Genomic DNA, 23,570 nt, shown 5'->3' with positions numbered 1-23,570 from the left:
AAAAAGACTTCCTCATAATGAGAAAGCCTGTCGTATGTAAGTTGGAGCGGGTGAAGGGAATCGAACCCTCATCATCAGCTTGGAAGGCTGAGGTTTTACCACTAAACTACACCCGCGATGTGGTACCGGTGGCCGGGGTCGAACCGGCACTCCAGAGGAACACGATTTTGAGTCGTGCGCGTCTGCCTATTCCGCCACACCGGCATTACATTTTGGAGGCGGCAACCGGATTTGAACCGGTGATCAGGGTTTTGCAGACCCATGCCTTACCACTTGGCTATGCCGCCTTAATATTGGAGCGGAAGACGGGATTCGAACCCGCGACCCCCACCTTGGCAAGGTGGTGTTCTACCACTGAACTACTTCCGCACTACTGGGCTAGCTGGATTCGAACCAACGCATGTCGCAGTCAAAGTGCGATGCCTTACCGCTTGGCTATAGCCCACTGATAGTATATGTCACGGAAATAAAAATGTGACTTTAATGGGGCGACTGATGGGAATCGAACCCACGAATGCCTGAACCACAATCAGGTGCGTTAACCACTTCGCCACAATCGCCATGATAAAATTGGCAGGGGTAGTAGGAATCGAACCCACACCAAAGGTTTTGGAGACCTTCGTTCTACCTTTAAACTATACCCCTATAAGAATAGATATTCTGCTTAGATAAAAACAAATGGTGGAGGGGGGCAGATTCGAACTGCCGAACCCGAAGGAGCGGATTTACAGTCCGCCGCGTTTAGCCACTTCGCTACCCCTCCAAATATTATATCACTCGAGTGGTGCCGGCAAGAGGACTTGAACCCCCAACCTACTGATTACAAGTCAGTTGCTCTACCAGTTGAGCTACACCGGCATCAAGTAATAAATGGTGGCTCAGGACGGAATCGAACCGCCGACACATGGATTTTCAGTCCATTGCTCTACCAACTGAGCTACTGAGCCACTATGTAAAATAAAAATGGCGGTCCGGACGGGACTCGAACCCGCGACCTCCTGCGTGACAGGCAGGCATTCTAACCAACTGAACTACCGGACCAAAGCTTTTTGCGTTAGCAAAATAGGTTTCATTACCTTGACGTTAGTCAAAATAACTATCCATGCGTGACTCATTAAGGATTATGCTATCCCAAGTCAAAAATGGTATTGCGGGGACAGGATTTGAACCTGCGACCTTCGGGTTATGAGCCCGACGAGCTACCGAACTGCTCCACCCCGCGACGATATAATTGTAACTTATATAATCTTATATAATATGGAAGATTTTTTTCACTACGCTTCGTGAAAATCATGGTGGAGGATGACGGGATCGAACCGCCGACCCTCTGCTTGTAAGGCAGATGCTCTCCCAGCTGAGCTAATCCTCCAACATATTAATTGTTTGTTTTTCACATTCGGATAAAAGTGTTGGTGACCCATACGGGATTCGAACCCGTGTTACCGCCGTGAAAGGGCGGTGTCTTAACCGCTTGACCAATGGGCCTTAGTAAAAAGAATTGTTATGGCGGAGAGCAAGGGATTTGAACCCTTGAGACAGCGTTAACCGTCTACACGATTTCCAATCGTGCTCCTTCGGCCACTCGGACAGCTCTCCAATATGATGGCTCCGCAGGCAAGATTCGAACTTGCGACCGATCGGTTAACAGCCGATAGCTCTACCACTGAGCTACTGCGGAACGATATGCCTGGCGACGTCCTACTCTCACAGGGGGAGATCCCCCAACTACCATCGGCGCTGAAGAGCTTAACTTCCGTGTTCGGCATGGGAACGGGTGTGACCTCTTCGCCATTGTCACCAGACAATTTCTTGTCTCTTTTTTAAGGACAAGTACTATTATATCGCGTAGATATAATTTTTCAAGGCTTTTTTTATATTTTTGTATAAAATTCATTCCCTGAAAACTAGATAAAGAATTGATGTCAAGAAAGCCGAATATCGACCAATGTTGTATCTGCTTCTTCAAGTAGATACCATTCCAGCTCCGGCGGCTAGAGACTCGAAGTCATTTCAGTTCAATCAGCTGAGGGTAAAAGGCACCCTCTTCTGATTGCCCAGAAATGCTTGTCGTCTCTGTTCAAGCCGCCTCCGCTTTATAGTGTGGTTAAGTCCTCGATCGATTAGTATCAGTCAACTCCACATGTCGCCATGCTTCCATCTCTGACCTATCTACCTAGTCATCTTCTAGGGATCTTACTCACTTACGTGATGGGAAATCTCATCTCGAGGGGGGCTTCATGCTTAGATGCTTTCAGCACTTATCCCTTCCGCACATAGCTACCCAGCGATGCCTTTGGCAAGACAACTGGTACACCAGCGGTGCGTCCATCCCGGTCCTCTCGTACTAAGGACAGCTCCTCTCAAATTTCCTGCGCCCACGACGGATAGGGACCGAACTGTCTCACGACGTTCTGAACCCAGCTCGCGTACCGCTTTAATGGGCGAACAGCCCAACCCTTGGGACCGACTACAGCCCCAGGATGCGATGAGCCGACATCGAGGTGCCAAACCTCCCCGTCGATGTGGACTCTTGGGGGAGATAAGCCTGTTATCCCCGGGGTAGCTTTTATCCGTTGAGCGATGGCCCTTCCATGCGGAACCACCGGATCACTAAGCCCGACTTTCGTCCCTGCTCGACTTGTAGGTCTCGCAGTCAAGCTCCCTTGTGCCTTTACACTCTGCGAATGATTTCCAACCATTCTGAGGGAACCTTTGGGCGCCTCCGTTACTCTTTAGGAGGCGACCGCCCCAGTCAAACTGCCCACCTGACACTGTCTCCCACCCCGATAAGGGGCGCGGGTTAGAATTTCAATACAGCCAGGGTAGTATCCCACCGATGCCTCCACCGAAGCTAGCGCTCCGGCTTCCAAGGCTCCTACCTATCCTGTACAAGCTGTACCAAAATTCAATATCAGGCTACAGTAAAGCTCCACGGGGTCTTTCCGTCCTGTCGCGGGTAACCTGCATCTTCACAGGTACTATAATTTCACCGAGTCTCTCGTTGAGACAGTGCCCAGATCGTTACGCCTTTCGTGCGGGTCGGAACTTACCCGACAAGGAATTTCGCTACCTTAGGACCGTTATAGTTACGGCCGCCGTTTACTGGGGCTTCGATTCGCACCTTCGCTTGCGCTAAGCACTCCTCTTAACCTTCCAGCACCGGGCAGGCGTCAGCCCCTATACTTCGCCTTACGGCTTCGCAGAGACCTGTGTTTTTGCTAAACAGTCGCCTGGGCCTATTCACTGCGGCTCTCTCGGGCTTGCACCCTACCAGAGCACCCCTTCTCCCGAAGTTACGGGGTCATTTTGCCGAGTTCCTTAACGAGAGTTCTCTCGCTCACCTTAGGATTCTCTCCTCGCCTACCTGTGTCGGTTTGCGGTACGGGCACCTTTTTCCTCGCTAGAGGCTTTTCTTGGCAGTGTGGAATCAGGAACTTCGCTACTATAATTCGCTCGCTATCACAGCTCAGCCTTCACGATGATGGGATTTGCCTCATCATCAGCCTAACTGCTTAGACGCACATATCCAGCAGTGCGCTTACCCTATCCTCCTGCGTCCCCCCATTGCTCAAACGGAAAAGAGGTGGTACAGGAATATCAACCTGTTGTCCATCGTCTACGCCTATCGGCCTCGACTTAGGTCCCGACTAACCCTGAGCGGACGAGCCTTCCTCAGGAAACCTTAGGCATTCGGTGGATGGGATTCTCACCCATCTTTCGCTACTCATACCGGCATTCTCACTTCTAAGCACTCCACCAGTCCTTACGGTCTAGCTTCGCAGTCCTTAGAACGCTCTCCTACCACTGACACCTAGAGGTGTCAATCCACAGCTTCGGTGATACGTTTAGCCCCGGTACATTTTCGGCGCAGAGTCACTCGACCAGTGAGCTATTACGCACTCTTTAAATGGTGGCTGCTTCTAAGCCAACATCCTGGTTGTCTAAGCAACTCCACATCCTTTTCCACTTAACGTATACTTTGGGACCTTAGCTGGTGGTCTGGGCTGTTTCCCTTTCGACTACGGATCTTATCACTCGCAGTCTGACTCCCATGGATAAGTCTTTGGCATTCGGAGTTTGTCTGAATTCGGTAACCCGATGAGGGCCCCTAGTCCAAACAGTGCTCTACCTCCAAGACTCTTACACATGAGGCTAGCCCTAAAGCTATTTCGGAGAGAACCAGCTATCTCCAAGTTCGATTGGAATTTCTCCGCTACCCACACCTCATCCCCGCACTTTTCAACGTGCGTGGGTTCGGACCTCCATTCAGTGTTACCTGAACTTCATCCTGGACATGGGTAGATCACCTGGTTTCGGGTCTACGACCACATACTCATTCGCCCTATTCAGACTCGCTTTCGCTGCGGCTCCGTCTCATCGACTTAACCTTGCATGGGATCGTAACTCGCCGGTTCATTCTACAAAAGGCACGCCATCACCCGTTAACGGGCTCTGACTACTTGTAGGCACACGGTTTCAGGTTCTATTTCACTCCCCTTCCGGGGTGCTTTTCACCTTTCCCTCACGGTACTGGTTCACTATCGGTCACTAGGGAGTATTTAGCCTTGGGAGATGGTCCTCCCAGCTTCCGACGGGATTTCACGTGTCCCGCCGTACTCAGGATCCACTCAAGAGGGAATGAAGTTTCAACTACAGGGTTGTTACCTTCTTTGACGAGCCTTTCCAGACTTCTTCGTCTACTTCATTCCTTTGTAACTCCGTATAGAGTGTCCTACAACCCCAAGAGGCAAGCCTCTTGGTTTGGGCTACATCCCGTTTCGCTCGCCGCTACTCAGGGAATCGCAATTGCTTTCTCTTCCTCCAGGTACTTAGATGTTTCAGTTCCCTGGGTCTGCCTTCCATACTCTATGTATTCAAGTAAGGATATTGTTCCATTACGAACAATGGGTTCCCCCATTCGGAAATCTCTGGATCAAAGCTCACTTACAGCTCCCCAAAGCATATCGGTGTTAGTCCCGTCCTTCGTCGGCTCCTAGTGCCAAGGCATCCACCGTGCGCCCTTCATAACTTAACCGAATTGGTTGTTACATCAGGTTTAAAACCTAAAATGGCGATACTCGGTAATTTCTTGACTATCAATTTATCTTTATCTAGTTTTCAAAGAACAAATCCATTTTTATCTCGCAAGAGACATTATGGAAGGATATTTTGCTTCCGCAAAAATCCCTGATAGTAATTAAACCATCAAAACTGAACAAAACTTCGACTGTCAACTTGTTTAGTAAATCTTCCTTAGAAAGGAGGTGATCCAGCCGCACCTTCCGATACGGCTACCTTGTTACGACTTCACCCCAATCATCTGTCCCACCTTAGGCGGCTGGCTCCAAAAGGTTACCTCACCGACTTCGGGTGTTACAAACTCTCGTGGTGTGACGGGCGGTGTGTACAAGGCCCGGGAACGTATTCACCGCGGCATGCTGATCCGCGATTACTAGCGATTCCAGCTTCATGTAGGCGAGTTGCAGCCTACAATCCGAACTGAGAACGGTTTTATGGGATTGGCTAAACCTCGCGGTCTTGCTGCCCTTTGTACCGTCCATTGTAGCACGTGTGTAGCCCAGGTCATAAGGGGCATGATGATTTGACGTCATCCCCACCTTCCTCCGGTTTGTCACCGGCAGTCATCTTAGAGTGCCCAACTGAATGCTGGCAACTAAGATCAAGGGTTGCGCTCGTTGCGGGACTTAACCCAACATCTCACGACACGAGCTGACGACAACCATGCACCACCTGTCACTCTGTCCCCCGAAGGGGAAAGCCCTATCTCTAGGGTTGTCAGAGGATGTCAAGACCTGGTAAGGTTCTTCGCGTTGCTTCGAATTAAACCACATGCTCCACCGCTTGTGCGGGCCCCCGTCAATTCCTTTGAGTTTCAGTCTTGCGACCGTACTCCCCAGGCGGAGTGCTTAATGCGTTAGCTGCAGCACTAAAGGGCGGAAACCCTCTAACACTTAGCACTCATCGTTTACGGCGTGGACTACCAGGGTATCTAATCCTGTTTGCTCCCCACGCTTTCGCGCCTCAGTGTCAGTTACAGACCAGAAAGTCGCCTTCGCCACTGGTGTTCCTCCAAATATCTACGCATTTCACCGCTACACTTGGAATTCCACTTTCCTCTTCTGCACTCAAGTTCCCCAGTTTCCAATGACCCTCCACGGTTGAGCCGTGGGCTTTCACATCAGACTTAAGAAACCACCTGCGCGCGCTTTACGCCCAATAATTCCGGACAACGCTTGCCACCTACGTATTACCGCGGCTGCTGGCACGTAGTTAGCCGTGGCTTTCTGGTTAGGTACCGTCAAGGTACCGCCCTATTCGAACGGTACTTGTTCTTCCCTAACAACAGAGTTTTACGATCCGAAAACCTTCATCACTCACGCGGCGTTGCTCCGTCAGACTTTCGTCCATTGCGGAAGATTCCCTACTGCTGCCTCCCGTAGGAGTCTGGGCCGTGTCTCAGTCCCAGTGTGGCCGATCACCCTCTCAGGTCGGCTACGCATCGTCGCCTTGGTGAGCCGTTACCTCACCAACTAGCTAATGCGCCGCGGGTCCATCTGTAAGTGATAGCAAGAAGCCATCTTTCAACATTTCCTCATGCGAGGAAATGAGTTATCCGGTATTAGCCCCGGTTTCCCGGAGTTATCCCAGTCTTACAGGCAGGTTACCCACGTGTTACTCACCCGTCCGCCGCTGACTGATGGGAGCAAGCTCCCATCAGTCCGCTCGACTTGCATGTATTAGGCACGCCGCCAGCGTTCGTCCTGAGCCAGGATCAAACTCTCCGATAAAAGTTTGAATAGCTCTTTAAAAATAAATCTAGAATTAACGTTGACGTATTGTCTTGTTTTGTTCAGTTTTCAAGGTTCAATGTGTAAGCGCTTCGTTTAAGCGACTTTTTTATCTTACCAAGTTGTGGAGTTTATGTCAACAACTTTTTAAGTTTTTTTAAGTCGCCACTGACCGCTCGTTGCCGTCGTTCAGCAGCGACATTTACTAATATAACAAGGTTTCAAATTGAAGTCAACGGAAAATTAATATTTTACTATAATTATTTTACGACTCGATAATAGCGGTGATAAATCCCTTGTCCCTTTGTCTCCACATCTACGATTTCGACGAATCCTTTATCGGTTAGATATTCGATGAGCATGCTTAAGTCCACTGAATAATGTCTTGCCTCTGGATGATTAAGAAGATCCTGAAACGTCCAGTGTTCTTTTTGGTCCAGGATGTTCAAGAGATGTTCCGTCGAAACCTTCATTCTTGAGTGGATGAGGAACTCGCTTGCCAGAAACAGCAGTTCGAGTCGTTTATCAATTTCTTCATCGCTTGTTACAAGCTCTTCATATAGCTTATAAATTTCAGGCTCGATTTGTTTTACCTGGTTCCATACAGTTACCTCTGGATGAAAACCATTCTCGATTACCGCAAGCCTTGCTAAATGGTGCAGTGAATGAACGATGTGATTGTATGCATCTAAATAATGCTTACTTTCAAAGAATTCCTTACCGTCCATGTAACGACGAATCAACTTGGCAAATTCCATACCCATCTTGATCTTTCTTCCATAGAAAGGGAAATCTCTTAACTCTGTTTTAAGATTATGAATATATTCGTTGCGATCGAACAGCACTTTACCATTGAAGAGCCAATCGATTACTTTACGGTTGGACCCTAGTAAGATCCACTCGTTTAGCTTAGCTTCCGTTACGATATGCAAGGCTGCCTTTTGATCTTTATAGGAATAGTGTTTAATGAATACTGGTTCTTCAGCTTCTTTCACAACTAAAAAAAGCACAATATCAAACGTATCTGTCAACGGGCTGGATTTCTTGCTTTGTTCTATTAAAAGCGCTCCTAAAGTATTGGGGTGACTTGTACGCTCTTGGTATAACGGTCGTAAAATGTCTTCCATTTCATACTCCTCCACATCACACATTGGTTGGTTACTATTTCGACATTCAAAGGGGATTTCCTTCTCTGAATATAGTCATTTTTCGACAAAACGGTTTCGCATCCCTCTTATTACAACAAATATGGTATAGTATTTTTTTAGGAGGGACAAACAAATGGCTAAGAAATATTCTAGTAAAATCAATAAAATCCGAACGTTTGCCTTAAGCTTGGTTTTCATCGGATTTATCATTATGTACGTAGGTATATATTTTAGAGAACACCCATGGGTTATGACAACATTTATGCTGCTGGGTTTTCTGGGAATCATCGGAAGCACAGTCGTTTACTTCTGGATCGGGATGCTCTCCACTAAGGCCGTGCAAGTGACATGTCCTAATTGCGGGAGGGTCACCAAGGTCCTTGGGCGTGTAGATATGTGTATGTATTGTAATGAACCATTGACTCTTGACCCGAACTTGGAAGGCGAAGAGTTTGATGAGGATTATAATAAGAAGAAGAGATAATCTGCATGAAAGAAGACCTTCTACTGAAGGTCTTTTTTTGCGAAAAATAAAAGAATGGTTCTGTATCAGAACCATTCTTTTCTAGTGGGTTTCTTTTGTAGAGCAGTCAGAGCATGTTCCGTAGATTTCCATACGGTGGTTATTCACTTTAAATCCAGTGACATGGGAAGCCAGTTGTTCCACTTCATCCAGTCCCGGGTAATGAAAGTCAACAATTTTTCCGCAGCCATCACAGATGACGTGGTAATGATCCGTTGTCACGAAGTCAAATCTACTGGAAGAATCACCGTAGGTTAACTCTTTCACTAAACCCACTTCACGGAATACGCGTAAGTTATTATAAACAGTTGCGACACTCATATTCGGGAATTTCCCTTCAAGTGCTTTATATATGTCATCAGCAGTAGGATGAGCCATTGAATCAATGAGATACTCTAATATCGCATGACGTTGAGGAGTAATACGGACTCCCGTTTCCTTCAATGTCGAAATCGCTTCTTTTAATTGTCCTTCTTCAGACATCGCCATGCACCTCTTTTCATAAGAATTATTATTTTATAATCTTTATAAATAGTGTACTAATCAACGGTCCCTTTTGTCAATCTTTCTCCCTAGTTACTCGTGTAAGTTTTTCTCTTGTTCCCCAAGCTGCTGGTTTATATAGCGGCCCGCAACGAAAAGATAGTCAGAAAGTCTGTTCAGATAAGAAAGGACCAAAGGATTAATGTCTTCATCAATTCCAACCGCTTCTCTTTCGGCTCTTCTCACGATTGTTCTGGCTGTGTGAAGTGCAGCCCCGGCAGGCTGACCTCCAGGAAGGATGAAATTGCTAAGTGGCGTCAGGGCACCCTCAAGAAAGTCGATTTGCTCTTCCAGTTCTTTGATATGTGATTCTTCAAGCTTCCATTTCACTTCTTTCCCTGCAGGAGTGGCCAGTTCCGCACCAACATGAAAGAGAATGGTTTGTACCTTATGAAAGAACTCCTCGAACTTTTCTTTTCCATCAAAGTATTCAGCTTTAAGGTAGCTTAGACCTAAACCAATCATGGAATTCGCTTCATCGCATGTCCCGTATGCCTCTACCCGCTGATCTTTTTTTGACACTCTCGTTCCATATACTAAAGACGTCGTTCCCTTATCTCCCGTTTTTGTATAAATTTTCATCCTAATATCCCCTCTCTGCATCGATCACGTTAATATACCCTTCACTCTTCTTACTATATGTAGTTAAATTCTTTTTAAAAATATCAAGTGCTCTTGGCATGTATTTTTTTGTGATGCTGGATAGATGAGGTGTCACTGTTATCCCTTTATTCAACCAGAACGGATGACCCTTGGGTAGTGGCTCCTTCTCAAATACATCAAGATACATATGACCGATCAACTTCTTTCCACTGGCCTCAAGAAGAACGGATTCCTCTGCCAAATCACCACGGCCTATGTTGATAAATACAGCCGTGTCCTTCATTTGTTCAAAGTGTTCTACCTTTAGGAGATGCTTCGTTTTCGCAGTACTGGGGAGAACGGATACGATGAAATCTGCGTGCGGAAGCTGCTCTGTGAAAGTTTCAAGGGTGAACATGCTGTCAAAATGTTCTACGGGAGACCCGCTGGAGTTCACACCCACCACTCTCATGTGAAAAGCTTTTGCCAACCTGGCGATTTCTCCTCCAATCGCTCCGGCTCCGAGTATAAGGAGAGACGCTTGATGAAGTTCCGATGTGGGAAGTCTCCTGCTCCACACGTTATCGCTTTCCTGTTTCCATACCGATTGAAGTTGTTTCGCATACTGTAGCATTAATCCGATTGTAAACTCAGCCATGGGAATTTTATGGATCCCCCTTGCATTGGTCACCAGGATGCCTCTCTTTTTGATGGCTTCAAATGGCATTTTTTCCAACCCTGCCGAAGTGACCATGATCCATCTGCAATTCGCACTTTTTTCAATATGGTCGTCCGTTAGATCTTCACCCATAGTGACAATCACCTCGGCGTTTGGAAGTTCATTTTCCGCTTCTTTGATTTTTTTATAAAAGAGAAATCCAACCTCAGGAAAGCTGTTTTTCAAGTCTGAGACGAATTCTTCCTTAGGTTGGAATGTAAAGATGATTTTCATGTAGCTGCCCCCCATCACTATTACCCATTATTTTACCATAAGGGAGAGGAATCGCCCTAGCTTTAGCATCCTTAGGATATAAAAAAAGAGGACCGACATGGTCGATCCTTCTACACGGATGAGACTGACTTATTTGAGGAGGTTGCCCTACTCTTACTATATGACCTTACACGTTTTGTGAATGGACAAAAGCCTTGACTCTATTAAAATAGGCTTGAAAATAGGCTTAGGAAAGGTTCTCTTGAATGTATTGCAGAGCTTCCTCCACATGTCCCTTCACTTTCACCTTTCTCCATTCCTTAGAAAGGTTTCCTTCTTTATCGATAATGAAGGTAGAACGTTCAATTCCCATATACTCTTTCCCGAAGTTTTTCTTCAGCTTCCACACGCCGTAATCTTCCGCCACCTTGTGATCTTCATCTACAAGTAGAAGGAATGGCAGTCCATGCTTGTCTACAAACTTTTCATGCTTATCAACAGGATCCGGGCTCACTCCCAGGATAACCGCATCCAGATTTTCGAAGTTTTCATGCTGATCCCTGAAATCACATGCTTCTGTCGTGCAGCCAGGTGTCATGTCCTTTGGATAGAAATAAAGAACCACGTTTTTCCCCTGATAATCTGAAAGCTTCACTTTTTCTCCGTTGCTTGCAAGTAATTCAAATTCCGGTGCTTTTTGACCGACTGTCATGTATCTTCCCCTCCATTGGATATGATAAGTATTCTGACTTTAGCGTACCCAATCGAAGGAAAAAACTCAAACCATAAGCTACTTGTTTTCGTAGTTTAGAAATGATTTCACGACAAAGGCGGCAGGTATCGTGTAACCCAGCCATGATTCAATGAGGGCAATCCCTCTCCCGATCCCAATGGGCGTGACATCCCCATACCCCACTGAGAAGAGGGTGATGCCACTGAAATACATTGTGGTGAAAAAATGATCGAGAAAGTCTCCCGTTAAGGGTTTCCCTCCTTCAACGAGAATCGGAACCCCTTCAAGCTCAAGGAGTGTAAACAGAAGGCCAAATCCGATCATGATCGTGATATAACTCATTCCAAGGAAGATGAAGTGATGAAATGAAACGTGATGCTCTTTCCATCTGGAAGGATAGAATAAGGCCCGTAAACTCATCACCATGCAGAACAAAATGAAAAACCCAATGATATAAAGCATGTACATACCCTCTTTTTTCTGCTTGTCTTAGTATATGTACGCTTTATACCCCGGAATCATTCTAATTACCTGCACCCCTGTATCGTTTCACTCCTTCATTCCATAACACAATCGAGAAGATGAAAAAACCGATGCCCACAAATGGAGTCAGAAAGGAATATGGATACCATTCCGTCTTTTCCAGGAAAAAGGCAGATGGATAAACTCCAACGAACGCGAATGGAAGAATCCACGTTAACACGAAACGAATCACTTTATTATAGATATCAACAGGGTATCTTCCATAGTTACCGATATTGTACATCATCGGCATGATCGATGTTTTCGCATCCGACCAGAATCCGATGCTGGCAAGGGCGATGAAGATCCCTGCATACACAAGGGCTCCCCCAATGACAAACAGGATAAATAAAACCGGTTCGTACCATTCAAAGGTAATATCCAGCCTTCCCCCGGCGTAGAACATAACCGAGAGGCCTGTAACAACTCCGAAAAGCGACTCCAGTTCCATTCGCTCTAAGATGATCTGAAATAAGCTGTGTATGGGACGGGTCAGGATCCGGTCGAATTCTCCCTTCACCACATATCTGTCGTTAAAGTCCCAAATGTTGAAGAACGAACTGAATAGTGCAAACGGGACCAGGAAGAAACCATATATGAAAATAATTTCGTCTCTTGTCCAGCCGCTCAACAACTGAGTATGGCCAAACACGACCAGGATAAATACGAGGTTGACTGCCTGAAACAGTAAATCAGAAAGAATCTCGACAACCAGGTCGGCCCTGTACTGCAGTCTGATCTTCATATATTGGGCGACGTATTGAAAAAACATCTTCACATAAAACATGGGTCACCCTCCTTGAATAATCATTTGTTTTTTTGCCATGACCCAGAGTATCTTGATTGGTATGAGAAGAATAAACGACCATACTCCCTGCATAATTATCGCATTGAATGATTCAGAAGTCGTAAAGCCATTGGTGAAAATCATGCTAGGAACATAACTTATACTCTGGAACGGTAAGTACCCCATCACATTTTGCGCCCAAAGCGGGAAAAAATGAATCGGGAGCAATAAGCCGGAGAACAAATCAATGACCACTCGTTTTGCCCGGATGAGACCGTCGTTATTAAATAAGAAAAAGGTCGTGATCCCCGTCAGCAAATTGATTTGTGTATTGATAATGAAACTAAACAGGATTGAAATCGCAAATAAGACCAATGTATCCAGTCCTGTACCGAATTGAAGCGGGAAGATGAGGCTGACAATAATCATTCCCGGGAACGAGAAAAATAACAGTCTGAAGACTCCCTCTCCGAGTCCCTGCATCGTCTTCATCCCAAGATAGTTATAGGGCCTGATAAATTCAACCGCCACTTTCCCTTCTTTAATTTCCTGAGCGATTTCTCGATCAATATTATTAAAATAAAAAGCCCTGGCCATCCAGGATACGGCTACATAGGTGGTCATTTGAATGATTGACAAGCCTTCTATATCTTGTTTTCCGCCGTATATGGCCTGCCATAAGAAATAGTAAGCACCTATATTGATACTATAAATGAGTATTCCACTATAATAATTAGTTCTGTACGCCAGCATCATGAGAAAGCGGATGCGAATCATTTCGATATACTTAGCCATGATACCCTCCCAAACACTAGAGCTGAACAGATAGCTTCCAATCCCAAACTCATCTCGTTACAGCCCCTTTTTCATAGATGTTTCGAATGATTTCTTCTGTTGTCGTTTCTTCTATCTTCATGTCTTTCACTTTACAGTTCGCAACGACTTTCGTTATCAGTTGCGAGATGACTTCATCATCCGCTTCAGTTAAAGCCGAATAACTCTGTTTTTTCTCATCGAAAGACCAGGAGATATTCTGATTTCCAGTAAGGTCGGATAAAGCAGTCAGGGACGTATCATCAAGAAATTGAAACACGACTTCCTTTTGGTCTCCCCAATTCTCTTTCAACTGACTCAGTTCACCATCATAAATGATTTTCCCTTCATCCAACATGACGACCCTTTCGCAAAGAGCTTCAATATCAGATAAATCATGGGTGGTTAACAAAATCGTCGTATTGTACTTTTCATTGATTTCTTTTAAAAATTGACGGATTTTCAGTTTTACTAGAACGTCTAACCCGATCGTTGGCTCGTCAAGAAATAGCAAAGGCGGATTGTGAACAAGCGCAGCCGCTAACTCACATCTCATCCTCTGGCCAAGGGATAATTTACGAACAGGCTTATCCAGAAGGGGTGCGATATCCAGAGTTTCAATCACATGATCCATGTGTTCCTTGTATTGCTCATCAGGTACTTTATACACTTTCTTTAAAAGCTGAAAGGATTCCTGAACCGCAATATCCCACCAGAGCTGTGAACGCTGTCCGAACACAACACCGATTGTCTGAACAAATTTTTCACGGTCACGGTGAGGATTCATTCCATTGACGGTCAGCTCTCCACCGGTGGGGGTCAAGATCCCGGTCAACATTTTGATGGTGGTGGACTTCCCTGCTCCGTTTTCACCGATGTATCCGACCATCTCTCCCTGCTTTACATTGAATGAGATATCGTTCACCGCGGGAACGATTTTATAATTACGCGTAAACAAATCCCTGAAAGCCCCTTTTAACCCGGAACGACTGGAAAAAGCTTTGAATTCCTTACGCAAATGATTGACTTCGATTGCATTCATGCTGCGTCCTCCTATAATCGATAAGTATTGTTGCCTATTTTACAAACAAAGAATAGTGTACCACAGGGAACAGTTTCCCTTAGAACAGTCTGCTTGAAAATAAATGTGTCCAATGATTCCCTATTTGCTAAAGTGCAAATAGGCGTACTACAATAGAGTTGTAGCTTACCAGATGATCAAATATATTTTTCAGGAGGAAAACATGAAATTCACAGAATCAGAAACTTTACATACAAAAGCACTGGAACATATCGTCGGAGGCGTGAACAGTCCATCCCGCTCGTATAAAGCAGTAGGCGGAGGCTCTCCCGTGGCGATGGAAAGAGGACATGGCGCATATTTCTGGGATGTAGATGGAAACAAATACATAGATTACTTGGCAGCATATGGTCCTATCATTACCGGTCATGCTCACCCACATATTACAGAAGCGATTAAAACGGCAGCAGAAAACGGCGTCCTCTACGGAACGCCTACCCGGCATGAAGTGAAATTCGCGAAAATGATTAAAGAAGCAATGCCATACATGGACAAAGTACGTTTCGTGAATTCAGGAACAGAAGCCGTCATGACGACGATACGTGTAGCACGCGCGTACACGGGAAAAGATAAGATCATCAAATTTGCCGGATGCTATCATGGTCACTCCGACCTGGTACTTGTCGCTGCTGGTTCAGGCCCTTCCACTCTAGGCACACCGGATTCTGCCGGAGTTCCGAAGAGCATCGCCCAGGAAGTCATTACCGTCCCTTTTAATGACATCGAACCATTTAAAGAAGCAATGGAAAAATGGGGAGATCAAATTGCTGGAGTGCTCGTTGAACCGATTGTCGGGAACTTTGGAATTGTGGAGCCTAAAGAGGGTTTCTTAGAACAGGTAAATGAAATTGCACACAGTGCAGGAAGCCTTGTGATTTACGATGAAGTCATCACTGCATTCCGATTCATGTACGGTGGGGCGCAGGATATGCTAAAGGTGAAGCCTGATTTGACGGCGCTGGGGAAAATCATCGGCGGCGGTCTCCCAATCGGTGCTTACGGAGGAAAAAAAGAAATCATGGAACAGGTTGCCCCGTTAGGACCTGCCTATCAAGCAGGTACAATGGCTGGTAACCCTGCATCCATCCTTTCAGGAATTGCATGTCTTGAAGTGTTAAAGGAAGAAGGCGTATATGAGAAATTGGATCATCTTGGGGAAATGCTTGAAAAAGGAATCCTTACTGCAGCTGAAAAACATAACACACCAATTTCCATTAATAGATTGAAAGGTGCTCTCACACTTTACTTTACGACGGAAAAAGTGGAGAACTATGAGCAAGCCGAAGCAACAGATGGGGAAATGTTCGCGAAGTTCTTTAAGCTTATGCTTAATCAGGGAATCAATCTGGCCCCTTCTAAATATGAAGCATGGTTCATTACGACCGCTCATACAGAAGAAGATATCCAGGTAACGATTGAAGCTGTCGATCGTGCATTCGCACAATTGTAATAGAAACAAAAGAAACTAAGGACTGCTCCACGTGGTATTGTACCATGGCGGGAGCGGTCTTTTTTTATTGATTTGTAGAATATCTCTTCTCTTGCTGGCATATCTATACATTCTGTAGAGAATTCCGTAGCTGTGATTTGTTTATCCCCCTCCACAAAAAGGTACATATTCTGTAAAAACTTATTTAGATTTGCCTATTGATATTGTTTGTAAGTACATGTATAGTACAGTATTGTTTATTAAAATGTTACACAAGAAAGGATCCTAATTCCATGAAACTTGGTGCTCGCATCCTTAAAACGGGAATTGCGATTGTATTAGCTTTACTTGTATCGCAGCTATTGGGTATACCTTCTCCAGTGTTTGCTGGAATCGCGGCGGTCTTTGCCGTACAGCCCACCATTTATCGCTCATATCTATCAATCATCGAACAGATTCAAGCAAACCTGATCGGTGCTGGAATTGCTGTTATATTCGTTCTCTTATTCGGTAGCAATCCACTTATTGTAGGTCTTGCTGCTGTCATAGCCATCGCTATCATTCTTAAATTGAAGCTGCAAAACACGATCGGTCTGGCCCTGGTAACGTTGATTGCGATTATGGAAGTGACGGATCAGGATTTTATTCAATTTGCATTCATCCGTTTCTCCACCATTATGATCGGGGTATTCTCATCGTTCCTTATTAACCTGATTTTCCTGCCGCCGAAATACGAAACGAAGCTTTACCATAAAATATCAGATTCAACAGAGGAAATTTTAAAGTGGATTCGATTAAGTTCAAGACATGCAACAGAGTTCCACCTTTTAAAAAAAGACTTGGAGCGCATTAAAGAAAAACTTATAAAGGTCGATCAATTGTATCTTCTATATAAAGAAGAACGGGATTATTTCAAGAAAAATTCGATTGTCAAAAGTCGTAAGCTTGTGATTTTCCGCCAGATGATTTCATCAACGAATCGAAGCTTCGACATTTTGAAGCGATTGAACCGATATGAAAATGAAATCTTTCAGCTACCGGATGAATTACGTGGAGTGATCAAGGGACAGCTTGATTGTCTCCTTACTTATCACGAACAGCTTCTATTGAAGTTCCTTGGTAAGATGCATCCGCATGCAGAGTCAGAAGCCCAGCAGGATGTATGCATGCATCGAAAAGAACTGATGAATATCATGATCCAGGAAGTAAAACAGCACAGTAAAGATGATAATATTCATAATTTCCATCTCCTGCATATTTTCTCTGCTATCTTTGAATACGATGAGCATTTAGAGCACCTTGAAAAACTCATCACAAGTTTTCAATCGTATCATAAAGAAGATAATGAAGTGATGATCGGGGAAGAAGAAGAATAAAAACGGAGCAAAGGATGTAATTTCCTTTGCTCCGTTTTTTCTTCTATTTAGTTTTTCATTTTCGGATCAAGGGCATCCCGAAGTCCGTCCCCCATCAAGTTGAATCCCAGTACCGTCAGCATGATGGCAAGTCCAGGGAAGATCATTGTCCACGGGGCTTGCAGCATGAACGTTCGTGCGTCAGCCAGCATTTTCCCCCATTCGGGTTGCGGGGCTTGTGCACCTAAACCAAGGAAGCCAAGTGCCGCTGCTTCAATTATGGCAGTCGCAATGGCAAGAGTTCCCTGTACAATGATCGGCGCCATACTGTTTGGAAGGATATGACTCAATAGAATACGGCTGTCTTTCATCCCAATGGCTTTCGCAGCCATCACATACTCCTCCTGCTTTACACTCAACACCCGTGACCGAATGAGTCGTCCAAAGTTAGGTATATTGATAATCGCAATGGCAATTAAAGCATTTCTAAGGGATGGCCCAAGAGCAGCTACAACAGCGATCGCTAACAGGATACTCGGGAATGCAAGCATAATATCAAAGATTCGTGAGATGATCGTATCCACCCATCTTCCATAATAGCCTGCCACGATTCCCAGTAGACTCCCTACTACCGCGGAACCGATTACTGCAAAGAAGCCTACCCATAATGAAATCCGTGCCCCATAAATAATCCTCGACAATATATCCCGACCAAAGTCATCTGTGCCGAGCCAATGTTCGGAAGATGGGGCTTGAAGTCTTTTCGATAAATCTTGTTCATTGATGCCTTGCGGGGCAATGACGGGCGCAGCAATGGCTAAGACAACAAAGAAAAGCACGATGAAAAATCCGACTAAAGCAATTTTATTTTTCCTAAAGCTTTTCCACGCTTCCTTCCAGGGAGAAACCGTTTCTTCCTGCAGGGAAGGATGAAGCTCCTTTTGCGGTTCTGCTAATTCTGCCATGAGAGTTCACCTCTTTCTTCTACTGATGTTAGTTGTATTTAATGCGCGGATCGACAGCAGCATATAGTAAATCGACAATTAAGTTGATCGTCACAAAGATCGTTGCGACTACGAGGATGCCTGACTGTACAACAGGATAATCACGGAAACCGATCGCTTCATAAATATAGCGGCCGATTCCAGGCCATCCAAAGATTGTCTCAGTCAATATCGCTCCACCTAATAGGAGCCCCATTTGCAGACCGATTACCGTCAGTACTGGGATGATTGCGTTTTTAAGAGAATGCTTGTACACGACCCAAAACATTTTGAGACCCTTGGCACGGGCAGTTCGGATATAATCGGAACGCATCACCTCAAGCATGCTTGAACGGGTCATACGGGCAATGATCGCCATCGGGATCGTAGCAAGTGCAATTCCCGGAAGGATCAGATGCCTCAGCACTTCACCTAATTGATCAAAACGCCCCTGTATGATGGTATCTATAATATAGAGATTCGTAATGGCATCGATTGGATTGCGGATGTTTTCCCTTCCTGTGGTCGGAAGCCAGTCAAGCTGAATACCGAAAATCCACTGTTCCATCAAACCAAGCCAGAAGATCGGCATGGACACCCCGACCAAAGCCAGGATCATAGCAGTATAATCAAACCATGAGTTCTGGAACCAGGCACTGATGATACCCGCATTCACCCCGATGACCACTGCAATGATGATCGCTACAATCGCCAATTCCGCTGTCGCGGCCAAGTACGGCCAGATTTCACTTGAAACTTCTGTTTTAGTACGAATGGAGCTGCCTAAATCACCTGTTAACAGGCCTTTTAAATACTCAAAATATTGAACATACCAGGCATTATCAAGACCTAATTGACCTCTAAGCTGCTCAATGGCTTCCTTAGAAGCCTGTTGACCCAAGATCACCTGGGCAGGGTCCCCTGGTATTGCACGGATGATAAAGAATACGATAAAGGTCATCCCTAATAATACGGGAATTAATTGGAGTAATCTTCGTATGGTGTATTGAAACATTTTGTTCACCTCTCTGAAAGGAGATTCTAGTATTCTTGGAAGCTTGCTTAAACCGTTTTCTCGTAATGCTTGTCGGGGCTGAACGAGCCGCCTTCGCTTTTCTTTTTGTCCAGCTGCGGCGGCTAGCCCCTCGAGGTCATAAGCTGAATGGTCCAAGAAGGCAAAGAACGCCTTCCCGGCCCATTCCTCTTATGCTTGTCGGGGCTGAACGAGCCGCCTTCGCTTTTCTTTTTGTCCAGCTGCGGCGGCTAGCCCCTCGAGGTCATAAGCTGAATGGTCCAAGAAGGCAAAGAACGCCTTCCCGGCCCATTCCTCTTATGCTTGTCGGGGCTGAACGAGCCGCCTTCGCTTTTCTATGTACAAAGGGGAGACTAAAAAGTCATCTCCCCTAGGTTGAATCTTATTACGACTATTCCATGTCTACTGAACCTAAGAAGTCAGATCCGGTTGGATGCGGTTGGAAGTTCTTCACAGCCGCACTACCAGCTAATAATGGTGTAGAGTGCGCCAGTGGTACCCAAGGAGCATCTTCATGGATGATTTCCTGAGCCTGTTTGTACATCTCTTCACGTTTTGCTTGATCTGTTTCAGATTGAGCAGCAATTAATAATTCATGAAGCTCATCATTGCTGTAGTACGTGTAGTTATTGCTTCCGATATTATCTTTATCAAGTAACACATATAGGAAGTTATCCGCATCACCGTTGTCACCTGTCCATCCAAGTAAGAACGCATCCGCTTCTCCGTTACGGGCTTTTTCTAAGTATGTCGCCCACTCGTAAGATACGATTTTCGCTTTTACCCCTACTTCTTCAAGATCGGCTTGAATCGCTTCAGCTACTTTTTGGCCATCCGGCATGTATGGACGTGGAACAGGCATTGCCCATAATTCCATTTCGAATCCATCTTCAAGGCCTGCTTCTTTAAGAAGTTCCTTTGCTTTTTCAGGATTGTACTCATATCCTTCAAGTGCATCATTGTATCCGCCAATAACTGGAGGCATTGGGTTTTTCGCTACTTCTGCTCTTCCTTCGAAGAATGCGTCAATGATTTCCTGTTTGTTGATTGCATAGTTGATCGCTTGACGTACTTTTGGATCATCAAAAGGTTCACGAGTTGATGTCAGCCCTAAGTATCCAACGTTCATAGAAGGACGTTCGAATAATTGTAATTGGTCGTTCCCTTCAACTTGGGCTGCATCACTTGGATTGATTCCATCTGCAAGATCGATTTCACCTGAAACCAGCGCGTTAAGACGTGCAGAGTTTTCAGGAATTGATTTGAAGACAACTTGATCTAATTTCGGTAGATCTTTTTTCCAGTAGTTTTCATTCTTAACTAAAACGATTTTGTCATTACGTTTCCACTCTTTGAACTTGAAAGGACCTGTTCCTGCATCAGTCGGTGCTTCGCCTAACTTGTCACCTAACTCATCAAGAGCTTTAGGACTTACAATCGCAAAAGGGCTCATTGCAATGTTCTTTAAGAACGGAGCCTGTGGACGTTTAAGGACAAACTCAACAGTTTTCTCATCAACAGCTTTTACCTCGTTGATAACATGACCTTCATCACCTTTAAATCCACCAAACATAGATTTATAGTAGTAGAATGCTTCTTCATTACCATTCATCCAACGCTCGAAGTTTTTCACGACTGCGTCAGCATTGAAATCTGTACCATCTTGGAATTTAACGCCTTCACGTAATGTGAACGTATACGTCAAACCATCATCAGATACCTTCCACTCTTCAGCTAATCCCGGATTTGGTTCTGTATCCTGCTCACCAAATTCAACTAGAGTTTCAAAGATATTCTTTGTTACTTTAAATGATTCACCATCCGTAACCGCAGCAGGATCAAGTGCTACTGAATCTCCCCCGCGACCAAAGATCAATACTTTAGGATCTCCACTATCTTTACTGTCGCTGCCTTCGCCCGATGAGCTTTCATTCCCTCCACATCCGTAAAGAACGGATGATACGAGTAGGATGAGCAGCATTAAAATTGACCAGCTTTTTTTTCTCAACTAAATCCCCTCCTGAATAATGTTTATATACTTATGAGACTTGCCTTTTAATAAAGATGACAAGCTACATAATGCCCTGGTTGGTGTTCCTTGAATTCCGGCACTTTCTGTTTACATATCTCCGTTGCATGTGGACACCTGGTGTGGAATGTACAGCCGCTTGGCGGGTTGGACGGGCTCGGAATGTCCCCCTGCAAGAGAATTGTTTCTCTTTTAAAATCAGGATCCGGCACCGGTACCGCTGATAGAAGTGCCTGGGTGTATGGATGAAGCGGGTTTTCATAGAGTGTTTCACTATTGCTCAGCTCTACCATTTTTCCGAGGTACATCACGCCTACCCGGTCACTTATATGTCTGACTACACCTAAATCATGTGCAATGAAGATATAGGTGAGTCCGAACTCTTTTTGCAAGTCCTGCATCAGGTTCAGGACCTGGGATTGAATGGATACGTCAAGAGCTGACACCGGCTCATCGGCAATGATGAGTTTTGGGTTCGTCATGAGTGCTCTGGCGATACCGATTCGCTGTCTTTGTCCACCACTGAATTGATGTGGATACCGTTTCGCATGATAGCTGCTTAACCCGACAATATTAAGTAGCTCATGAACTCTCTTTTTTCTATCCTTCGCTGAACCTATTCCGTGGACCTTTAATGGTTCTTCGAGAATCTGTTCAACGGTATGCCTTGGATTCAAGGAAGCAAAGGGATCTTGAAAGACCATTTGCATTTCCCGGCGTATCTTTCTCATTTCTGAGTTTGATAGACTGGTAAGCTCCCGATCTTCGAATGTCACTTTGCCTTCCGATGGATCGATGAGTCGCATAAGCATCCTGCCCGTCGTCGACTTTCCACATCCGCTTTCTCCCACTATCCCAAGAGTCTCTCCTTTATTCACGGTAAAAGATACCCCGTCGACGGCTTTTACAGAACTGACAGGTCGTCCGAGAATTCCTCCTGTAATCGGAAAGTGTTTCTTAAGATTCTCAACCTTTAGCAACGGTTCCGTCATAAACTCCCTCCTCCACTTCATCGAACAGGAAGCATCGAGTGCAATGTCCTTGTGATGTTTCATATAACTCCGGGGTTTCGACTAAACAGCGATCGAAGGCATATTCACAGCGGGCTGCAAATCGGCACCCGGTCTTGATGGATCCCGGTTTAGGGACATTTCCCTGAATCGAATGCAGTCGCTGCTGCTTTACTCTCATATCCGGTACGGATTGAATGAGCCCTTTCGTGTAAGGATGCTGAGGGTTCTTGAAGATTTCTTCTACCGTCCCCTCTTCCACCACTTTACCTGAGTACATAACGACCACTCGTTCACATGTTTCAGCTACAACACCCAGATCATGAGTGATCAAAAGTACCGCTGTATTCAGCTCTTTATTCAATCGTTTCATCAGTTTTAAAATTTGGGCCTGAATCGTTACATCAAGAGCGGTTGTCGGCTCGTCTGCTATCAACACCCGTGGATCACACACCATTGCCATGGCAATCATGACCCTTTGTCTCATACCGCCTGATAGCTGATGTGGGTATTCCTTGATCAACTCTTCCGATCTCGGTAAACCAACCATCTTCATAATTTCAATTGCTTTATCTCTTGCTTGTTTCTTTCCAACTTTCATATGTATGCGTATGGCTTCCGTTAACTGGTCACCTATAGTAAAGACAGGGTTTAAAGATGTCATTGGCTCTTGGAAGATCATCGCTATATCATTGCCCCGGATATCTCTCATTCGCTTTTCAGATGCTTGTGTCAGATCTTCATCTTTGTAAAGAATCTTTCCACCTACTATTTTCCCTGGGGGTTTCGGTACCAGACCCATGATGGATAGGGAGGTGACACTTTTACCACATCCACTTTCCCCAACGATCCCCAGCACCTCCCCTTCATTCACATGAAAGCTGACTCCATCGACTGCAGGAACTTCTCCGTCATCAGTAAAAAAGGAGGTCCTCAAATCTTCCACTTTTAGTAAAGGACGCGCTTCGCTCATTCAAATCCTCCTCTTGAAACTATCTCTCTTTTCTTAATAGTGCTTATTTTCTAAATTTTATATGTTTCTTATTATACAAGATGTTACAAATGTTGCAATCTATTTTCAGAATTTTTCTACACAATTTCCATATACTCTTTCATTCCTAATTCAATTCAATATATGTCCATTTATCCTTTTCATTCCTTCCAGATAAAGTTATTTAGTCCTACTTTCTTCACGACACACCTGAAATAAGTTTGATATATTTTTTTTATACACAAAAAAAGTCATGACTTTTATCACG

At 45.0% G+C, this 23,570-nt stretch carries 17 protein-coding genes, 16 tRNA genes and 3 rRNA genes; 3 read left to right on the top strand and 33 right to left on the bottom strand.

The genetic code is table 11. From position 1 onward, the window contains the following. Nucleotides 1–42: 42 nt before the first annotated feature. The 20 genes from ACCB35_RS06415 to ACCB35_RS06320 form a co-directional block, all read right to left on the bottom strand. A tRNA-Gly gene (locus ACCB35_RS06415) sits at nucleotides 43–116 on the bottom strand. 4 nt (nucleotides 117–120) lie between these two features. After that, nucleotides 121–204: transfer RNA gene (locus ACCB35_RS06410), tRNA-Leu, on the bottom strand. A 9-nt stretch (nucleotides 205–213) separates the two neighbouring features. Beyond that, a tRNA-Cys gene (locus ACCB35_RS06405) sits at nucleotides 214–287 on the bottom strand. Nucleotides 288–294: 7 nt separating this feature from the next. Further along, a tRNA-Gly gene (locus ACCB35_RS06400) sits at nucleotides 295–369 on the bottom strand. A gap of 4 nt (nucleotides 370–373) precedes the next feature. Continuing rightward, a tRNA-Gln gene (locus ACCB35_RS06395) sits at nucleotides 374–445 on the bottom strand. Between the two features lie 39 nt (nucleotides 446–484). After that, nucleotides 485–560 (bottom strand) — tRNA-His (locus tag ACCB35_RS06390). Between the two features lie 11 nt (nucleotides 561–571). Next, nucleotides 572–645 (bottom strand) — tRNA-Trp (locus tag ACCB35_RS06385). 34 nt (nucleotides 646–679) lie between these two features. After that, nucleotides 680–763: transfer RNA gene (locus ACCB35_RS06380), tRNA-Tyr, on the bottom strand. Nucleotides 764–782: 19 nt separating this feature from the next. Further along, a tRNA-Thr gene (locus ACCB35_RS06375) sits at nucleotides 783–858 on the bottom strand. A gap of 13 nt (nucleotides 859–871) precedes the next feature. Further along, nucleotides 872–947 (bottom strand) — tRNA-Phe (locus ACCB35_RS06370). Nucleotides 948–964: 17 nt separating this feature from the next. Beyond that, nucleotides 965–1,041: transfer RNA gene (locus ACCB35_RS06365), tRNA-Asp, on the bottom strand. A 107-nt stretch (nucleotides 1,042–1,148) separates the two neighbouring features. Then, nucleotides 1,149–1,222: transfer RNA gene (locus ACCB35_RS06360), tRNA-Met, on the bottom strand. A gap of 71 nt (nucleotides 1,223–1,293) precedes the next feature. Next, a tRNA-Val gene (locus ACCB35_RS06355) sits at nucleotides 1,294–1,369 on the bottom strand. Between the two features lie 41 nt (nucleotides 1,370–1,410). After that, nucleotides 1,411–1,485: transfer RNA gene (locus tag ACCB35_RS06350), tRNA-Glu, on the bottom strand. A 19-nt stretch (nucleotides 1,486–1,504) separates the two neighbouring features. Next, nucleotides 1,505–1,596: transfer RNA gene (locus ACCB35_RS06345), tRNA-Ser, on the bottom strand. A gap of 7 nt (nucleotides 1,597–1,603) precedes the next feature. Further along, nucleotides 1,604–1,678, bottom strand: a tRNA-Asn gene (locus ACCB35_RS06340). A gap of 7 nt (nucleotides 1,679–1,685) precedes the next feature. Next, nucleotides 1,686–1,802 (bottom strand): 5S ribosomal RNA (gene rrf, locus ACCB35_RS06335). 298 nt (nucleotides 1,803–2,100) lie between these two features. Further along, a 23S ribosomal RNA gene (locus ACCB35_RS06330) occupies nucleotides 2,101–5,035 on the bottom strand. 222 nt (nucleotides 5,036–5,257) lie between these two features. Continuing rightward, nucleotides 5,258–6,809: ribosomal RNA gene (locus ACCB35_RS06325) — 16S ribosomal RNA — on the bottom strand. Together the 16S, 23S and 5S rRNA genes with 16 tRNA genes alongside form the textbook arrangement of a ribosomal RNA operon. A gap of 260 nt (nucleotides 6,810–7,069) precedes the next feature. Beyond that, nucleotides 7,070–7,936 (bottom strand): nucleotidyltransferase-like protein, encoded by an 867-nt coding sequence (locus ACCB35_RS06320; protein WP_374056236.1) that lies wholly within the window; start codon nucleotides 7,934–7,936, stop codon nucleotides 7,070–7,072. A 154-nt stretch (nucleotides 7,937–8,090) separates the two neighbouring features. Here ACCB35_RS06320 and ACCB35_RS06315 point away from each other — a divergent pair, with 154 nt between their 5' ends. Continuing rightward, nucleotides 8,091–8,441, top strand: coding sequence for a YgzB family protein (locus ACCB35_RS06315; RefSeq protein WP_044339696.1), 351 nt, complete (start codon nucleotides 8,091–8,093; stop codon nucleotides 8,439–8,441). Between the two features lie 81 nt (nucleotides 8,442–8,522). Here ACCB35_RS06315 and perR read toward each other — a convergent pair whose 3' ends face one another. The 8 genes from perR to ACCB35_RS06275 form a co-directional block, all read right to left on the bottom strand. Beyond that, nucleotides 8,523–8,963: a peroxide-responsive transcriptional repressor PerR gene (gene perR, locus ACCB35_RS06310; RefSeq protein WP_374056235.1), complete on the bottom strand. Its 441-nt coding sequence runs from the start codon at nucleotides 8,961–8,963 to the stop codon at nucleotides 8,523–8,525. A gap of 93 nt (nucleotides 8,964–9,056) precedes the next feature. Then, nucleotides 9,057–9,605: a cob(I)yrinic acid a,c-diamide adenosyltransferase gene (locus ACCB35_RS06305; protein WP_044339698.1), complete on the bottom strand. Its 549-nt coding sequence runs from the start codon at nucleotides 9,603–9,605 to the stop codon at nucleotides 9,057–9,059. Nucleotide 9,606: 1 nt separating this feature from the next. Next, nucleotides 9,607–10,557 carry a D-2-hydroxyacid dehydrogenase gene (locus ACCB35_RS06300; RefSeq protein WP_374056234.1) on the bottom strand — a complete coding sequence of 317 codons (951 nt, stop codon included), beginning with the start codon at nucleotides 10,555–10,557 and terminating at the stop codon, nucleotides 9,607–9,609. Nucleotides 10,558–10,783: 226 nt separating this feature from the next. Next, a complete protein-coding gene (gene bcp, locus ACCB35_RS06295) occupies nucleotides 10,784–11,248 on the bottom strand; it encodes a thioredoxin-dependent thiol peroxidase (protein WP_374056233.1) in 465 nt (154 codons plus the stop codon). A gap of 78 nt (nucleotides 11,249–11,326) precedes the next feature. Next, nucleotides 11,327–11,731, bottom strand: a complete 405-nt coding sequence (locus ACCB35_RS06290; RefSeq protein ID WP_299745113.1) for an ion channel — start codon at nucleotides 11,729–11,731, stop codon at nucleotides 11,327–11,329. 61 nt (nucleotides 11,732–11,792) lie between these two features. After that, nucleotides 11,793–12,578: an ABC transporter permease gene (locus ACCB35_RS06285; RefSeq protein ID WP_044339702.1), complete on the bottom strand. Its 786-nt coding sequence runs from the start codon at nucleotides 12,576–12,578 to the stop codon at nucleotides 11,793–11,795. A 3-nt stretch (nucleotides 12,579–12,581) separates the two neighbouring features. Continuing rightward, the gene (locus ACCB35_RS06280) at nucleotides 12,582–13,373 is read right to left on the bottom strand and encodes an ABC transporter permease (RefSeq protein WP_374056232.1); all 792 of its coding nucleotides are present in this window, start codon (nucleotides 13,371–13,373) and stop codon (nucleotides 12,582–12,584) included. 49 nt (nucleotides 13,374–13,422) lie between these two features. Beyond that, on the bottom strand, nucleotides 13,423–14,433 hold the full coding sequence (locus ACCB35_RS06275; protein ID WP_374056231.1) for an ATP-binding cassette domain-containing protein: 1,011 nt from the start codon (nucleotides 14,431–14,433) through the stop codon (nucleotides 13,423–13,425). 202 nt (nucleotides 14,434–14,635) lie between these two features. On the opposite strand from ACCB35_RS06275, the gene ACCB35_RS06270 reads away from it, so the two are divergent. Next, nucleotides 14,636–15,922: a glutamate-1-semialdehyde 2,1-aminomutase gene (locus ACCB35_RS06270; RefSeq protein WP_374056230.1), complete on the top strand. Its 1,287-nt coding sequence runs from the start codon at nucleotides 14,636–14,638 to the stop codon at nucleotides 15,920–15,922. Nucleotides 15,923–16,194: 272 nt separating this feature from the next. After that, the gene (locus tag ACCB35_RS06265) at nucleotides 16,195–17,277 is read left to right on the top strand and encodes an aromatic acid exporter family protein (protein ID WP_044339706.1); all 1,083 of its coding nucleotides are present in this window, start codon (nucleotides 16,195–16,197) and stop codon (nucleotides 17,275–17,277) included. Between the two features lie 47 nt (nucleotides 17,278–17,324). On the opposite strand, the gene nikC is transcribed toward ACCB35_RS06265, so the two are convergent. From nikC to ACCB35_RS06240, 5 genes are all read right to left on the bottom strand, one after another. Further along, entirely contained in the window at nucleotides 17,325–18,221 is an 897-nt protein-coding gene (nikC, locus tag ACCB35_RS06260) for a nickel transporter permease (RefSeq protein ID WP_044339707.1), read from the bottom strand. A gap of 28 nt (nucleotides 18,222–18,249) precedes the next feature. Beyond that, complete coding sequence (locus ACCB35_RS06255; protein WP_374056969.1) at nucleotides 18,250–19,254, bottom strand: ABC transporter permease; 1,005 nt, start codon at nucleotides 19,252–19,254, stop codon at nucleotides 18,250–18,252. 409 nt (nucleotides 19,255–19,663) lie between these two features. After that, the gene (locus ACCB35_RS06250; RefSeq protein ID WP_156142485.1) at nucleotides 19,664–21,253 is read right to left on the bottom strand and encodes an ABC transporter substrate-binding protein; all 1,590 of its coding nucleotides are present in this window, start codon (nucleotides 21,251–21,253) and stop codon (nucleotides 19,664–19,666) included. A gap of 74 nt (nucleotides 21,254–21,327) precedes the next feature. Next, on the bottom strand, nucleotides 21,328–22,293 hold the full coding sequence (locus ACCB35_RS06245) for an ABC transporter ATP-binding protein (protein WP_374056229.1): 966 nt from the start codon (nucleotides 22,291–22,293) through the stop codon (nucleotides 21,328–21,330). After that, nucleotides 22,268–23,284: an ABC transporter ATP-binding protein gene (locus tag ACCB35_RS06240; protein WP_374056228.1), complete on the bottom strand. Its 1,017-nt coding sequence runs from the start codon at nucleotides 23,282–23,284 to the stop codon at nucleotides 22,268–22,270. The genes ACCB35_RS06245 and ACCB35_RS06240 overlap by 26 nt, the downstream gene beginning before the upstream one ends. Nucleotides 23,285–23,570: the final 286 nt, after the last annotated feature.

It is taken from the genome of Rossellomorea sp. FM04394, assembly GCF_041889765.1.
GTDB lineage: Bacteria > Bacillota > Bacilli > Bacillales > Bacillaceae_B > Rossellomorea > Rossellomorea aquimaris_B.
This window is presented reverse-complemented; position numbering and strand designations above follow the sequence as displayed.